Source organism: Paenibacillus oleatilyticus, assembly GCF_018998565.1.
Taxonomy (GTDB): domain Bacteria; phylum Bacillota; class Bacilli; order Paenibacillales; family NBRC-103111; genus Paenibacillus_G; species Paenibacillus_G oleatilyticus.
In genome coordinates, this window is record NZ_JAHNZO010000044.1 from 14,899 (window position 1) to 31,098 (window position 16,200).

General features: G+C 47.2%; 15 protein-coding genes. 12 read left to right on the plus strand and 3 right to left on the minus strand.

The genetic code is table 11. The features are described 5' to 3' along the window. Positions 1–37 precede the first annotated feature (37 nt). The 3 genes from pdxR to KQX66_RS33955 all read right to left on the minus strand — a co-directional run bounded on the left by pdxR (position 38) and on the right by KQX66_RS33955 (position 3,277). Positions 38–1,468, minus strand: a complete 1,431-nt coding sequence (gene pdxR / locus KQX66_RS33945; protein ID WP_216797976.1) for a MocR-like pyridoxine biosynthesis transcription factor PdxR — start codon at positions 1,466–1,468, stop codon at positions 38–40. A gap of 149 nt (positions 1,469–1,617) precedes the next feature. Further along, positions 1,618–2,169, minus strand: coding sequence for a pyridoxamine 5'-phosphate oxidase family protein (locus KQX66_RS33950; RefSeq protein WP_216797977.1), 552 nt, complete (start codon positions 2,167–2,169; stop codon positions 1,618–1,620). A gap of 166 nt (positions 2,170–2,335) precedes the next feature. Then, on the minus strand, positions 2,336–3,277 hold the full coding sequence (locus tag KQX66_RS33955) for a ketopantoate reductase family protein (protein WP_216797978.1): 942 nt from the start codon (positions 3,275–3,277) through the stop codon (positions 2,336–2,338). Between the two features lie 174 nt (positions 3,278–3,451). On the opposite strand from KQX66_RS33955, the gene KQX66_RS33960 reads away from it, so the two are divergent. The 12 genes from KQX66_RS33960 (at position 3,452) to KQX66_RS34015 (ending at position 16,101) form a co-directional block, all read left to right on the plus strand. Continuing rightward, positions 3,452–4,012, plus strand: a complete 561-nt coding sequence (locus KQX66_RS33960; protein ID WP_216797979.1) for a TetR/AcrR family transcriptional regulator — start codon at positions 3,452–3,454, stop codon at positions 4,010–4,012. Positions 4,013–4,176: 164 nt separating this feature from the next. Next, the gene (locus KQX66_RS33965) at positions 4,177–5,514 is read left to right on the plus strand and encodes an ABC transporter substrate-binding protein (protein ID WP_216797980.1); all 1,338 of its coding nucleotides are present in this window, start codon (positions 4,177–4,179) and stop codon (positions 5,512–5,514) included. A gap of 106 nt (positions 5,515–5,620) precedes the next feature. Then, complete coding sequence (locus KQX66_RS33970) at positions 5,621–6,502, plus strand: carbohydrate ABC transporter permease (protein WP_216797981.1); 882 nt, start codon at positions 5,621–5,623, stop codon at positions 6,500–6,502. Then, positions 6,499–7,326, plus strand: coding sequence for a carbohydrate ABC transporter permease (locus KQX66_RS33975; RefSeq protein WP_216797982.1), 828 nt, complete (start codon positions 6,499–6,501; stop codon positions 7,324–7,326). The genes KQX66_RS33970 and KQX66_RS33975 overlap by 4 nt, the downstream gene beginning before the upstream one ends. A 78-nt stretch (positions 7,327–7,404) precedes the next feature. Further along, positions 7,405–8,394 carry a LacI family DNA-binding transcriptional regulator gene (locus KQX66_RS33980; protein ID WP_216797983.1) on the plus strand — a complete coding sequence of 330 codons (990 nt, stop codon included), beginning with the start codon at positions 7,405–7,407 and terminating at the stop codon, positions 8,392–8,394. Positions 8,395–8,562: 168 nt separating this feature from the next. After that, a complete protein-coding gene (locus tag KQX66_RS33985) occupies positions 8,563–9,390 on the plus strand; it encodes a ChbG/HpnK family deacetylase (protein ID WP_216797984.1) in 828 nt (275 codons plus the stop codon). A 47-nt stretch (positions 9,391–9,437) separates the two neighbouring features. After that, a complete protein-coding gene (locus KQX66_RS33990; RefSeq protein ID WP_216797985.1) occupies positions 9,438–10,412 on the plus strand; it encodes a LacI family DNA-binding transcriptional regulator in 975 nt (324 codons plus the stop codon). 71 nt (positions 10,413–10,483) lie between these two features. After that, entirely contained in the window at positions 10,484–11,440 is a 957-nt protein-coding gene (locus tag KQX66_RS33995) for a carbohydrate kinase family protein (protein ID WP_216797986.1), read from the plus strand. Positions 11,441–11,450: 10 nt separating this feature from the next. After that, on the plus strand, positions 11,451–12,920 hold the full coding sequence (gene gtfA, locus KQX66_RS34000) for a sucrose phosphorylase (protein ID WP_216797987.1): 1,470 nt from the start codon (positions 11,451–11,453) through the stop codon (positions 12,918–12,920). A gap of 41 nt (positions 12,921–12,961) precedes the next feature. Next, entirely contained in the window at positions 12,962–13,894 is a 933-nt protein-coding gene (locus KQX66_RS34005; protein WP_216797988.1) for an alpha/beta hydrolase, read from the plus strand. Between the two features lie 62 nt (positions 13,895–13,956). Next, a complete protein-coding gene (locus KQX66_RS34010; protein ID WP_216797989.1) occupies positions 13,957–14,760 on the plus strand; it encodes a Nif3-like dinuclear metal center hexameric protein in 804 nt (267 codons plus the stop codon). 18 nt (positions 14,761–14,778) lie between these two features. Then, the gene (locus KQX66_RS34015; RefSeq protein WP_216797990.1) at positions 14,779–16,101 is read left to right on the plus strand and encodes an ABC transporter substrate-binding protein; all 1,323 of its coding nucleotides are present in this window, start codon (positions 14,779–14,781) and stop codon (positions 16,099–16,101) included. The last annotated feature ends 99 nt before the right edge of the window (positions 16,102–16,200 follow it).

Here is a 16,200-nt window from a genome sequence, read left to right on the forward strand (position 1 = left end):
AGTCAACTTTTTAAGAAGTTGATTTAAAGGGATATTTTTACAAGAGCATCTCCGAGAGGCGATAAATGCCTTCTTCAATGGCGGCCTCATCTACTTTGGCAAAGCCCAGCACCCATCCCTTTCGTTTGCTTTCCAAGCAATACGTGCTAAGCGGATAAACCCGGACCCCGTGTTTGAGTGCTTGATTCGCCACGGCTTCTTCGTCAAAGGACGCTTCAGCTTCTAGCAGCATATGCAACCCCGTTTCGACACCGCTAAGCGTGAAACGTTGGCCCAGGCCGGTTGCGCTGATCATTTTCGTCATGGCTTCGTGCCTGCGGCGATAAACATTTCTGACTCTGCGCATATGACGTATAAAGTGGCCGTGCTCAATAAAGTGGGCAAGCGTTACTTGCTCCATAATCGGAAGATGCCGGTACAACAATTCCTGTACCCTGGCAATTTGGCGAATGGCCGCTTTGGGACCGACAATCGCCGATATTCGGATGCCGGGAGCAACCAGCTTGGAAAAACTCATCATATACAACGTGTTCTTGGGTAATTGGCTGAATAATGTGGGAAGTGGCTCGCCTCGGTAGCGGAATTCACTGTCGTAATCGTCCTCAATAATCCAAAATGGGCGCTGGGCGGCCAGATGCAGCAATTGCTGCCTGCGCGGTTCCGACATAATGACTCCGGTCGCGCACTGGTGAGAGGGAGTAACATAGACAAGCTTGGATTGCGGATGAATGCGGTCTACTTGCAGACCGTGCTCATCGATAGGAACGGGAGCAACCTGCATGCGCCGATACTTCATCGCCATCCAGGCCGCAGGGAAGCCGGGATCTTCCACTGAAACCGTCTCTCCTTCATGCAAGAGAGCTTGGGCGATTAAATCGATGCTATGCTGAGCGCCCGAGGTTAATACAATTTGGTCGATATGCACGTGGACGCCACGCGTAAGCGACAAGTAGCGTTGAATTTGTTCGCGCAACGGCACGAAGCCGTAGGCATTGCCATAAGCCCAGTGAGCCAGGTCTGGTTCTGCCGTGGCTTGTACAAACGATTGCCTCCAGAGCTTATGAAAATGGTCATCCAAATAAGGTTCGTGTGGGCTGAAATCGATGAGTGCATGGGTATTTTCTTTGCCCCTGAGCCAAGTTTGCAAATGACCGACAGTAGTGTTCAACATAGGCAATTCAGGTTGAAGAGGCCCTTGGGGTGAAGCGGCCTCGGAGGAAAGGGGACGGTACGTCCAATCACTAACTCTTGTCCCGCCACGACGAGAGGTGACGGTGTATCCGCGGCTATATAATTCCTCATAAACAATCTGGATGGTCGAACGCGAAACCCCCACTAATTGGGCAAGTTCACGAGAGGGGAGCAGCAGTTCGCCTGGTGGCCATTTTCCCGTGGTAATGTTATGGATCGCTTGATCCAGCAGTTGCTGCCAAATGGGACGGTTGTCGTCTCGGTTTATTTTTAACATTTGGCAAACCTCCAATGTGCTGCATTTCAATTATGGATTGTTCAAACTAATGAATTATGAAATACTATCATGAAGGCAGCTGTGTTTGCAAGGTGGAAGAATTTCCTTCTTGCCTAAATTACTTTGTGAGGCTTTGGAACGAAACCGCGTCAGTTGTTGGCATCGGAAACCGACCGCCCCGGGTAAAACATGTTTTGGTTGTCTATAGGATTCTCTTTCGCCGTTATCGTCTGCGGCCGCAAGCGATATACAGATACGGCCTGATGGTCAAGGGAGGAACGGTATTTCTCGACATGCACTTTCGATAACGGCCGGTCGTAAAAGCCCGGTACATATTTGTTCAGAAATTGTTGAAGAACCTCTGTCGAATCGTCCGGTTGGTCCACTTTTTCCACGTTTCCAAACAGCATTACGCTCATGTAGGCAGTATCCGTTTTAGCCGGGACGGGAGCGGTCACGGTGCCATACTCTTCGAATACCGTAAAGCAAGCAAGATTATTTTGTTGTATGACGGAAATCTTTCTGCCACTACTTAGTCCGTGAAAGTAAATGCATTTATTCCACCAAACGTAATTCAATGGCACGACGTATGGCTGAACTCCATCTGCCAGACCCAATAAGCCAGATCGGGTTTTTGTCAAGAAAAGGTCTATCTTTTCCTGATCCTCGCAGTTTCTTTGTGCATGAATCATAGGTCTCATATTGAGCCGCTTCCTTTCTGTTTCCAAATGAATACGCGAATTTTGCTGCCATGATTTTATACTATCTTATTTTTGATGGTTTACTATATCCAAAACAAGGCGATTTGAGCAGTCCATATTGGAACCTTTGTTCGTTAATAGGGCGATTTTGCTAATGATAATCCCGTCACGCTCCGGAAATAAACGGAGAGCTGGCATTAAACCGCTCTTCCAGCACATCCCAATGGGGAGTGGGGACGTTGGACCGTTCTTTCCAATCGCGAAACACGCGGTTTAAAGCGGCGATTTCGTAGGGGGAACCATCGACCAGCCGGCTGGCCGGCAGCATATGATATATTTTTAGAAGCAGCCGCAGTAGCGTTGGGTGTTTACGAATCAATGAAGCTTGAACGGCCGGTGTTAAGGGATAACCCTGGGCTTCCAGCACGCGGAAGCCTTCGTCCATGGCCGCAATCATTTGCCGCAGCAGCTTATCGTCCCTGGCGATTTTTGTCATTTGGCGCTCATGAATAATCGTTGCAAAGCCCAGCGCTACAATGGGCACAATATGGTTCTTCAGCCAAGCGTCTATATTTTCGTGATAGACAAGTTTGTATTTGGTTTTCGCAAACGCTTGATCAATCGCGGCCTGAAAGGGAATCGGACCATCCAAACCGCCGAGCACCATCTGCACGCCTCCGCGGATACAGACGGTCCGCCCGTTTTCTCTGCTTCCGGCGCTAATTTGGAACCCGAAGGCGATATTTTTGTGCGTATCGCTATGCTCCTCCAGGTAATTTTGCATATCATGGGCATCCGTATTATTACCCACCAGAACGATATTGCTGCTCCGATTGTTGGCCAGGATAGGCAGTACCGCCGGGAAATCCGTATATTTCATGACGACAAAGATGAGATCGTAGATATCGCCCGCTTCCAGCGTCCGGATGACGTGAACCGGATCCACCGTCGTTTTTCGCTGAAAATAATGGCGGATGACAAGCCCATCCTTCTCCAGCTCCTCCGCCCGTTTTCCTCTGGCCAATACGGTCACATCATTGCCCCCGCGCACAAGAACATGGGCCAAATAACTTCCTATAACTCCTGCTCCATAAACCAATACTCTCATGCTGTTATCCTCGCTTTCATATTTAATGAACATTTGTTGTATAATTGACGTTTGTTGATTACAATTACGATAGCATCCGGTGAAACACCGGATCAATCGGTAATATTTTTGATTTTGTTGAGTATTCAACAAATGCGCTCGGATTGTCTAAAAAAGGAGCAGAGAGAAAGAGTTATGGACAGACGAATTCTAAAAACGAGGCAGGCGATCATGGAAGCTTTTGTCGGGCTGATGGAGGAGAAAAGCTTTGAGAAGATCACGATTCATGCAATCGCGGACCGGGCGAATGTAAACCGGGGGACCGTCTATTTGCACTTTACGGATAAGTACGATCTGCTGGACCAGTGCATCGAGACGTACTTGCAGTTATTGTATGAAAGCTGCATGCCTGACGGGGATCCAAGCAAGGTGGCTGCAAAAGCTTTACTGCTTCGCACGTTCGAATTTTTGGAGCGCCACGCCTCCATCTACTCCACGCTCATGACGAGCAAGGGGATACCCGCCTTCCGCAAGCGGATGATCGCGATGATGGAACGGGGCATCGAGGAGCATATCAAAAGCTGCGGCATCAGCCCGGGCATAAACCGGGAAATCGTCGTCCAATTTCTGGCCGCCGCGGTCTCCGGTCTGGTGGAATGGTGGATTGTTCAATCGATGCCTTACACTCCAAAGGAAATGGTGGAACAATTGATGCTGATCCTGGAGCGGAATTTGATCCTGCCGAAGCAGCCTTGATGGGGATCATTTTATTGAATTTAATTTGAATTGAAACCCAATCTTTTTTTTGCATCGCAGAAAAAATATGATAACCGGTTGACATACGATATGACAACCGGTTATCATAAATGTGAAACAAGGATGAATGCGCATTCAAAAATGATAGTCAGGGGGGAAAGATTTTGAAAATTACAAAGAGCATCACATTGGGAATTTGTTCTGCTTTACTGCTTTCTTCATTGGCGGCTTGCTCCAAAAACGATACTTCAAGCCCTTCGGCGGAAGCGACCAAACAGACCAAAGACGATAAGATTACTTTCTTCAATACGTCAGCCGAAGTAAACAATGTATTTGAGGACCTGTTTAAAACGTATCATGAGCTGAATCCCAATGTGAGCATAGAATTGATTCCGACGCCAATTGGCGGAGGACAGCTGGAAAAATTTCAATCGTTATTAGCTTCCGGCAACCCGGCCACGATCGCCAATCTTGACCCGGCAACCATTTTACAATTTAAAGACAAGTTTGCGGACCTGGAGTCGGAGAAAGCGAAATACGAAAAGCTAACGAAGCAAGGGGCGGTTGACGGAGCTCTGCTGGACGGAAAATTCCTTGGCGTTCCATGGACTGCCCAGGGATACGGCTTGCTATATAACAAAAGAGTTGTAGAGGAGGCGATCGGAGGGACCTTTGATCCGGCCTCTGTGAAAACCCGCAATGACTTGGAAGCGTTGTTTAAGAAAATTGAAGCCTCCGGCAAGGTTCCGGTGATGATTCACGGAGCGGATTGGTCCTTGGGCGCTCACTATCTGGGATTGGCCTATTCATTGCAATCGAAAAACGTGGATGAGAACCGCAAATTCGTAGAGAGCCTGAAAAAGGGCGATGTCCAATTGGCGAACAATCCTCAATTTAGCGGATTGATGGATACTTTCGACTTGTTGAAGACATACAATGCGAGAAAAAATGACCCGCTTGTTGCAGACTACATGAAAGATAGCGGGGATTTCGCAAAAGGCAACACGGCCTTTTACTTTATGGGAGATTGGACTTGGGCGGTCATCGGAACGTTAGAAGGACGGGACAAAGAGTTTGGCATGATTCCGGTGCCGATTAGCAATAATCCGACGGACTACGGCAATACGCAAGTAGCTTACAGCGCACCGAAATTGTTGGCTGTTGATAAATCGGGGTCCACTCCCGAGCAGCAAAATGCCGCCAAAGCGTTCATCGAATGGATGGTGACAAGCGAGCAGGGGCAATCGGCGATCGTTAACAAAATGGGTCTCTCCATGCCTTACAAGGAGGTAAAGGTAAAGGGTACGAACGTGATATCCGATGCCGTAACCAAATATGTAGATCAAGGACAAGTTATTAATATCGGAGTGATCAACTATCTTCCGACAGACTGGTGGTCGAAGACGGGAGCGTCTATGCAAAAATATTTGGTAGGAAAGATCGATCGCAAGGGACTCGCGGATGAAGTTCAAATGTATTGGAAATCATATTCCGGGAAATAAGGACTTGACTCGCTGAGAGGTAGAAGATGGGTGACTAGGCTCCGCCTTTGCTCCCCATCTTTTACTTAAAGGCATTTAAAATCCTGGTTGTAAAGGGTGCGGCATCATGAAGAAAAACATATTTATAAGGAATGCAGGAATCTTTTTACTTTTCGGGGCTCCTTCCATTTTTGCGTTTGCTGCTGTTGTCTTGATCCCGTTTCTGGTTGGATTATATTTGACGTTTACGAATTGGGATGTGCGAATGACCAGCAGTTCATTCATTGGTTTGGCCAATTACTCCAAGGTGTTTCATGACAGCGTATTTCTCACCCAATTGTGGTTTACCGTCAAATATGCTTTATGTACCGTCTTGATCTCCAACATCGTGGCTTTCTTCATTGCGCTGGCGTTAACTAGAGGAGTGAAAGGGGAGAAATGGCTTCGAACGGGATTTTTTACACCGAATTTGATCGGTGGAATCGTACTGGGGTATTTATGGCAGACTCTATTCTCGCAAGTATTGCCGTATCTGGGCAATAAATATGGATGGGCCTTGTTTCAATCGTCTTGGTTAACCGATACGGATACCGCCTTTTGGGCGCTTGTCATTGCAACGGCTTGGCAATTGGTCGGTTATCTTATGCTCATTTATATAGCCGGCTTCTCGGGCGTTCCTAATGACGTATTGGAAGCCGCCAGTATGGATGGAGCGAACAACGCTACGATACTTCGCAGAATCATTTTGCCGCTTTCGATTCCCGCAATCGTCATAAGCATATTCATTTCCATTTCGCGGTCATTTTTAGCTTATGATATAAATCTGGCTTTAACCAAAGGCGGACCGTTCCATTCGACCGAGATGGCCTCGTACCATATCGTTCAAAAAGCGTTTCTGTCTAATCAATTCGGAACGGGTCAGGCCGAAGCGGTTGTCTTGTTTGCCGTGATAGCCTTGCTTGCGCTTACTCAATCCTACCTGCTGAAGAAACTGGAGGTCGAATCATGATGCGAGCTCGGCAATCAACCTCACAAATCAAATCAGCATTGCTGTATATTCTTTTATTCGTATTTTTAACTCCCTTCTTATTGGTCGTCATGAATTCTTTCAAAAAAACGCAGCAGTTTGTGGAAAATCCTTTGTCTCCCCCTAAAGCCCTGCTTTTCGGAAACTATATCAGCGCGTATAAAAGTATGGACTTTATGCAAGGATTTCTGAATTCTTTCGTTATTACGGCGGTTGCCGTTTTCATCATTCTTATTTTCTCGTCGATGACAGGTTATTTGTTCGTTCGCTTCAAATGGAAGCTAAACGCCATACTATTCTTTATCATGCTGGCATCCATGGCGCTTCCGTTCCAGGTCATCATGATCCCGCTGGTCATGTTGTACGGAAAGCTGGACCTGTTGAATATGAAAGCAACTTTGCTGTTTATGTATCTCGGGTTTGGGGTGCCGTTTGGCGTATTTACGTTCCACGGGTTCATCAAAGGGATTCCTTATGAATTGGAAGAATCGGCTTTTATTGATGGGAGCTCAAGGCTGCGAACGTTTTTCCAGATTATTTTGCCGCTGCTGAGACCGGTTTTCGTAACGCTAATCGTATTGGATGTGCTCTGGATTTGGAACGATTATTTGTTGCCCAGCCTGGTTTTGCTGTCGCCGGAACAGAGAACGCTGCCTCTCTCTACGTTTTCTTTTTTCTCGTCTTACTCCGTTGATTACGGTCCCTTGATGGCAGGATTGGTTATGACGATTATACCGGTGCTGATTCTATATCTTTTTCTTCAAAAACAGATTGTCAAAGGAATTACGGAAGGGGCCCTGAAATAAAATCCCCGTTCGCTTTCGAGGCTGAAAATGCGATGAAAAAAGTGTATAATTGCCTTAAAAAAGTTAAGGTGTGCATCTATGCCTAAAATCGAAGATGTAGCTGCGAAAGCAGGGGTTTCGGTAACGACGGTCTCCCGCGTGCTCAATAACCGGGGATATATCAGTCAAGCAACACGGGATAAGGTAGCTCAGGCAATGAAGGAGCTAAATTATCAGCCGAATGAAATGGCTCGTTCCCTGTTTAGAAAAAAATCGAATATGATCGGTCTGATTATTCCTACAGTATCTCATCCTTTTTTTAGCGAGCTGGTTTATCATCTTGAGTATTATGCCGATCAAAAAGGGTATAAAGTGCTGCTATGCAATTCCAATCGCGATATTTCGAAAGAACGCAAGTATATCGACATGTTGAAAAAGAATCAAGTGGACGCAATCGTTATGGGAAGCAATGTGCAGGACGTCAAGCATTATCTCAATTTAAATTTGCCGATCATCTCATTTGATCGTACGGTTGCCAATAATATTCCCATCGTTACTTCCGATAATTATACGGGAGGCAGACTCGCATCCCGATTATTGGTCGACAAGGGCTGCCGCAAGCTGGCGCATATTTCTGGCGGAGTAGGCGGGCCGAATCACGCCGCATTGCTGGCGAGCAAGAGATTTCAAGGATTTAGGGACGAGCTTCCGGATACCGGAATCGAACATGTTAGCTTGGAGCTGGAGATTGCCGGTTTAGGCGATAAACGAAACGTGGATGAGCTTGTGCGATTTTTTCAAGAGCATCCGGATGCGGACGGAGTATTTGCCACCAGCGACGTCCTGGCTGCCTTGGTCATTCAAGCTTGTCATCAATTAAAGAAAACAATCCCGCAAGAAATGAAAATTATCGGGTATGACGACGTGGGAATCGCATCCTTGGTATGGCCCCGCCTGACATCCATAAGGCAGCCTATTCGGGAAATGAGCGAATGCGCCGTTGAATTGATTGTAAAGCTGCTCCAAGGGGAAGAGGTCTCTATGATAAATTCGTTTCCGGTCACGCTTATACAGCGGGATACGACATGAATACTCGCATGGGAATTTGACGAGGGATGAACAAAATAGCGGACGCGTGGCTTCGGGACAGAAGCCGGCATCCGGTTGCGCCCTTGGTGTCAACCGGTTGACACATCATTGCGTCATTACTGTCCCAAAATCAATCTTAAAATCGAGGATCGAAATGGGGAGTGAACCGTGCTTCGGGAATCGAATGAAAGGGAGCCCGCAATCCGGCTCATAACCAGGGCGGACGATTGCGGCAGCTCTCATTCGGCCAATGTAGGCATCGCAGAGTCTTTAAAAGCCGGATTTATAAAAAATGTCTCTTTTATGGCTCCTTGCCGCTTTATAGAAGAAGCCGCAGAAATGCTGATCGGACATGAAGATGTTTGTTTTGGTTTGCATGCGACTTTGAACGCGGAATGGGATCAAGTAAAGTGGGGGCCCGTTCTGCCGATTTCACAAGTCTCTACCTTAGTCGACGAGAACGGAATGTTTACGCCTTCTCCGCAAGTATTTGAGACGCAAAAGCCTGATTTGGACGAAGTCATGCTGGAAATTCAGGCGCAGCTGGACAAGCTTAGACGGCTGGGGTTCCGAATCTCCTACGTCGATACACACATGTTTCCGGAATACCATGTGCCCGGTATGGAAGAGCGAATGACGGAATGGGCGGATAAAGAAGGATTGTTATACTGGAACCGTTTCTGCTCATCTTTACGACGGGTAGAAGAAACGGATCATCTTATTGATGATATCGTTTCGCGCCTTAAAGCCGCTGATAAGGGACAATATTTATATGTCGGTCATCCGGCGATCGATACCTGCGAAATGAGAATGCTGGGGAATAAACACATTTCCGGGGATGAGCTTGCCGCCGGCAGAGTGTTGGAGGCGAGGCTTTTCACCGATCCGCGAATCCTGCAGCTATGCAAGGAGAAAGGAATCGTTCCCATTCGATACGACGAAGCGTCCGTGATCACGGAGAGGCTGCCCCCGCTTGATGAATGGTTTTTCTTGTGACAGCTCAAATCCAAAACGGCGGCTGTCTGATACAAGGAGGAGCTTTGATGGCCGTTACGATAAAAGATATCGCAGAAAAAGTAGGGGTTTCGGTTACGACAATTTCCCGGGTGTTAAACAACCGGGGATATTTAAGCGACGACCTGAAGAAAAAAGTGCACGAAGCCATGGAAGAGATGAACTACCAGCCTAACGAGCTGGCGCGTTCATTATCACGTAAAAAATCGAATGTTATTGGTCTCATTATTCCGGACATCTCCCATCCGTTTTTTGGGCAAATCACAAAGCATATCGAATATTACGCCTACAAGCACGGCTATAAGCTGATGCTCTGCAACTCTTTGCTAAATAAAAAAAAGGAGAAGGAGTATATCGATTTGCTGAGAGCCAGCCAAGTGGATGGAATTATTATGGGCAGTCACACGATGAGTGTGAAAGAATATACGTCGATCAAGCTTCCGCTGGTGACCCTGGATCGTCAAATTTCCAAGTCCATTCCATGTATTTCATCAGACAATTATAGCGGAGGAGTGCTGGCCACCAAACTGCTTCTTCGCAAAAAGTGCAGAAAAATCGCTTATTTAAGCGGAAACTTGCGGCTGAATCTATTGGCCAAACAGCGGCATGACGCATTCATTGAACAAGTGAGCGGCAAAGATGTCGGTTTTGTGGTTAAACAAACGGATTTGAACGGTTTTAAATATAAGGAATACGAAAATTTGGTTCGTGCATTATTTGAAGAACATCCCGATATTGACGGCGTATTTGCAAGCAGCGATATTCTGGCGCTGCAGGTCATCAAGGAATGCCGGAGACGCGGCAAGGCCGTACCCGAGCATGTGAAAGTCGTAGGCTATGACGGAATTCAAATTGGCGGTACGGACGATTTGTCGACGGTAGAGCAGCCGGTCAAGAAGATGGGGGAATTGGCGGTCAAATACCTGCTTCGGCAAATTGCGGGCGAAGATATACCTCTGGAAACGATTCTTCCGGTTAAATTGTTGGAAAAGGGAACGACATAGGTTCTTTTCTGAAAGAAGTGGACTCGGTGTTTCCCGCAATTAAATTAACGTAGCCGCAGGAGGAAGTTAATGTGTTTGAATTTAAGCAGGTCTTGGATTTTGAGGATAGACAGAATGATGTATTGATGGTCGGAGAGCTTCTGATCGATCTGATTTCCGCGGATTACGAAGATGCTTTTGAAGGAGCTGCATACCATAAGTTTTTTGGCGGATCGCCTGCGAATATCGCGATGAACGTCAAAAAATTAGGGGGCCATTCACAGATTGCAGCAGCCGTAGGAGAAGACAGATTAGGCACGTTTCTGATCAACCAATTGCGCATAGCGGGGATTGAGCCGGAATACGTTGAAACTGTGGAAAATTCAACCAGTTTGGTCCTTCTTACAAAGAGCAAGTCGACTCCGGCTCCCGTCTTTTATCGAAGTGCGGACTATCAAATTTCCTATACTTCAAAGCTTGAAGAAGCCCTGCTCCGGTCAAAGATCTTGCATTTCTCTTGCTGGCCCATTTCCATGCTCCCGGCCCGCGATACGATCGAAAAAATGCTGGACCTTGCCGCAAAGCAAAACGTGCTGATCGGTTTTGACCCTAACTATCATCCGGTATTATGGCAAAAGGGCGAAGATGGCGCAGCCTATGTAAAATCCATCATCGGTAAGGTCGATATCATTAAGCCGTCGGGCGACGATGCGGAAAGATTATTCGGCAAAGATACGCCCTATAACCACATTAAGAAGTTTTTGAGTCTCGGCGCCAAGCTGGTGATCCTGACCTTGGGAAAGTACGGCGCTATGGTATCCAACGGAAGCGAGACCGTTACTTTCAAGACTCTGGCTACGGAGGTAGCGGATACGACCGGAGCGGGAGATGCGTTCTGGTCCGGATTTTATACGGCGCTGGTGAAAGGATATTCCATTCACGAAGCCATTTCTCTCGGATTCGCCGTTAGCGCTTATAAGCTGAAATATATCGGCGCGGTGGTGGATTTGCCTGAACTCGAAGCGATAAAAAACTTATACGAACTGTAGGAGGTTCCATATGTCCGTCAAAAATCAAGTGCAGCTGATTACGTATCCCGACTCCCTTGGCGGAGATTTAAAAACGCTCCATCGCGTGCTGAATACGTATTTTTCGGACGTCTTCAAAGGTGGAGTCCATATTTTGCCGCCTTTCCCCTCGACCGGAGACAGGGGATTCGCGCCGCAAACTTATCTGGAAATTGAGCCGAGCTTTGGCACGTGGGAAGATATGAAGGCCATCGGCGAAGAGTTCGATGTCTTGGTTGATTTGATGGTCAACCATATTTCCCGGCAATCGTCATACTTTCAAGACTTCCTTGAAAAGGGAAGGGAGTCCGAGTACGCGGACTTATTTATCACATTAGATAAAATTTGGCCGGATGGTCAACCAGTGCAGCAAGACATCGATAAAATGTTCCTGCGCCGGCCGCTGCCTTATTCGACCTTCACTATTGCGGAGACCGGTGAAGAGGAGAAGGTATGGACCACATTTGGCAAAACGGACCCATCCGAGCAGATTGATCTCGATATAAAATCGGAAAAGGTTAAGCAGCTTTTGACGGACTTCTTTCTAAACTTTAAGAAGAACAATGTAAAAATTGTCAGGCTCGATGCTGTCGGTTACGTGATCAAAAAGCTCGGCACCAGCTGCTTTTTCGTAGAGCCGGAAATATATAAGTTTCTGGACTGGGTGATGAAGCTTGCCGCATCGCTTGAAATTGAGCTGCTGCCGGAGGTTCATGCGCACTATACTACGCAATACAAGCTCGCCGAGCATGGCTGCTGGATTTACGATTTTATCCTGCCGTACCGGATTTTTGAAGCTTTGATCAACCAAAACAGCGGGGATTTAGTTCATTATTTAAAGACCCGGCCGAAGAAGCAGTTTACGATGCTGGATTGCCATGACGGTATTCCGGTAAAGCCGGATTTGGATGATTTGATCGATACGAGAGAAGCGAGAAAAATTGTGGATGTATGCGTGGCTCGGGGAGCCAATCTCAGTCTGATCTTGTCGGATGAACATAAAGCGGCGGATGGATTTGATGTCCATCAAATCCGGTGTACCTATTATTCCGCATTAAATAGCGATGACGACGCCTATTTGACGGCACGCGCCATTCAGTTCTTTACGCCCGGCATTCCGCAGGTGTACTATGTGGGGCTGTTGGCCGGCGAGAACGATTATGAACGTGTAAAGAATACCGGAGAAGGCCGGGAAATCAACCGCCACAACTTCTCTCTGGAAGAGATCGAGCGGTCTCTGGAGAAGGAAGCGGTGCAGCGGCTTTTGAGGCTGATCCGTTTCAGGAACGAATATGAAGCTTTCCAAGGAGAATTTGAGGTTCTTGATTCGCCGTCGGATGAGCTTCGTCTCAAGTGGACAAAGGACGATAAGAGTTGTATGTTGCTAGTCGACTTGAGAGCAAGCCTTGCCGAGATTTCCTATGTCGATGAAGAAGGATTTGCCGATCATTTTGCAGTCTGATTAAGCTTGGGGAAATTTCATCATAATTGGAGGTATGGATATTGGACTTCATAAGCAGAGTGGCTCCGGAATTAAAGCAAGGGGTAGAGCTTTTAACGCCTCTTCATTTGCCCGATGATCTGGCAAGGGAGAGGCAGCGCCCTTTGTCTCTCACGAAAAGCTCGAAATCCGTTCAAATTACGGAACGTTATATATCCGGCGGAGATGCAAAGGAAATGCTGGTCAAGATTTATGAACCGGTCCGGAGAGAGGATCAAAAGCTGCCTGCTTTTCTTTGGATCCATGGCGGGGGATATGTGTTGGGTCACCCGAGTTCCGATGACGTTCTCTGCGAATGCTTTGTAAAAGCGGCCAATTGCATCGTTATTTCGCCCGAATATCGCCTTGCCCCCGAACATCCGTTTCCGGCGGCCATTGAAGACTGCTACGCCGCATTGGAATGGATAACCAACCGCGCGGAGGAAATGAATATCGATTTGTCGCGGATTGCGATTGGCGGGGCAAGTGCGGGAGGGGGATTGACGGCGGCATTGGCGCTGATGGCTCGGGATAAAGGCGGACCGGCCATTTGTTTTCAAATGCCGCTATACCCGATGATCGACGAGCGTAACGTTACGCCCTCAAGCCACGAAATTACGCATCCAGCGGTGTGGAACAAGGCCAATAATCTGGCGGCCTGGAAGATGTATCTTGGCGAGCATGCCCATGGAGACATTTCCCCTTATGCGGCGCCAAGCCGCGCGAAGAGCTTGGCCGGTCTGCCTCCGGTCTATACTTGTGTAGGGCAGCTTGATCCGTTCCGCGACGAGACGATCGACTATGTTGCGCGTCTTGCGCAGGCGGGAGTTGATGTCGAATTTCAGCTTTATCCCGGATGCTATCACGGCTTCGAACACGTTGTTCCAGATGCGGAGATTAGTCAACGCGCCAGAAACGGATATTTGGATGCTTTGGCGAGAGCTTTTAATCGTTGATTCCATAGGGAGAGCGACAGCGCTATTTTGGGGCGTAATCTTAACGAAAGAAGGGATTGGAAATGAAGGTTCAACAAGTGATCGATGCCATTTTGAAAGATTCGTGCGGCGATTTTAGATTGTCCGAAACCGGAGACAGGATCATGAGCGGCAGTCCCGACACGGAGGTCACCGGAATTGTAACGACATTTATGGCAACGGTTGACGTTATCAAGCAGGCAATCGCTTGCGGGGCCAATATGATTATTACCCATGAGCCTACCTACTATACGGGAAAGGATGAAACGGACTGGCTTCAGGAAGACCCTGTATATGCGGCTAAGAAAAAATTGATAGATGAGAATCAGATCGTGATCTGGCGGTTTCATGATTACATGCACATGGGGAAAACAGACAGAATCTATGACGGCCTCCTAAAAGAAATTGGCTGGGAAAACAATATGCTTGACGGAAATCCTCACACCTACCAAATTGAGGAGGTCAGTTTGGCGGAGCTGGCGAGCTTTTTTAAACAGAAGCTATCCATGGATGTGATTCAAATCATCGGCAAACCCGAAATGAAATGTTCGAGAGTCGGCATTTTAGTGGGCGGGGGCAGTCTGGGCCTGGGAAGAGAGCAAATGCCGATGGAATTGATGCGAAATATGAATTTGGATGTCATGGTTTGCGGCGAAATTATGGAATGGACGCTCTGCGCCTATATCAACGACGCCCAAATGCTTGGACTTAACAAAGCCATGATCGTTGTAGGGCATGAACGCAGCGAAGAATGGGGCATGAAATTTATGGCGGAATGGCTGCAGCCTTTGGTCCATGGGATTCCGGTTGTCTTTATTGATGCAAGAGAGCCGTTTACTTATTTATAAGATAAGGGGGAAAAGATATTGAAAATCAAAGCGGGTATCAAGCTCGGAGTTTGTACGGCTGTGCTGTTATCTACGGTGGCCGCTTGTTCCAATAAGGATGCATCGCCGGGAGCGGCTCAATCGGAGAAGGGCGTCAAGATTACTTTTTATACGGTGGATCAGAACAACGCTTTTACCGATTTGGTGAAGGCGTATCAGCAAGAGCGTCCTGAAGTAAAAATTGAATTATTGAATGCGCAAGCAGGAACCGATTATATACAAAAATACGAAGCGCTTCAGGCTTCCAGCAATCCGCCTACGGCCGCCATGCTGGAACAGCAAACGGTATTAAAGTTCAAAGACACCTTGCTGGATTTGGAGTCGGAAAAAGCAAAATACGAAAAGTTGACGCTGCCGGGCACGATTGAAAGAAATTTATTTGACGGCAAATTTGTGGGCGTACCATGGACTACGCAGGGTTACGGCTTATTATACAACAAACGGGTAGTTGAGGAAGCGATCGGAGGAACTTTTGATCCCGCATCGGTGAAAACCCGCAATGATTTGGAAGCTTTGTTCAAAAAAGTGGAAGCCGCCGGCAAGGCGCCGGTATTGATTCATGGATCGGACTGGTCTTTGGGCTCCCATTATTTATCGTTAGCCTACGGCCTGCAATCCAAAAAGGTTGAAGACAATCGTAATTTTTTGGAGGGCTTGAAAAAGGGAAGCGTGGATTTATCCGGCAATCCCCAATTCAATGGTTTGCTGGATACCTTCGACTTGCTTAAAAAGTATAATCTTCGCAAGAACGATCCGATTGTCGCCGACTTCAATAAAGATACGATAGATTTTGCCAAAGGTAACGCGGCATTCTACTTTATGGGAGATTGGGCTTGGTCCGTCATGGATCCTGTCGAAGGCCGGGACAAACAATTCGGAGTCATGCCTGTTCCGATCAGCAACAACCCGGATGACTACGGGAACCAGGAGATTCCGGTTTTGGAACCGTTTCTGTACACCATCGATAAAACAAGAGCAACACCGGAGCAGCAGGAAGCAGCCAAACAATTTTTTGAGTGGATGGTCACAAGTGAACAGGGACAAAATTCCATTATTTCCAAAATGGGATTAATCATGCCTTATAAAGATTTAAAGGTAAAGGGGACGAATGCCATTTCTCCTTCAATAAGTAATTATGTTAAAGAAGGCAAGGTTATTAATCTCGGAATGTTCAAATTCCTTCCCGGGGATCATTACGCTAAGCTGGGCGCCTCCATGCAGAAATATTTAATTAACAAGATTGATCGTAAAGGGTTCATTAAAGAGATGGAGAGCTATTGGAAGTCGCAGGCTGTTAATTAAAGTTGCGGGCTGAAAAATAAAATCATGGGCGAAGGTGCTTACCTTTGCCCATTAAAACAAACGACAGGTTTCTGATCTGCTTTCTCTGGCAGAGTGGGA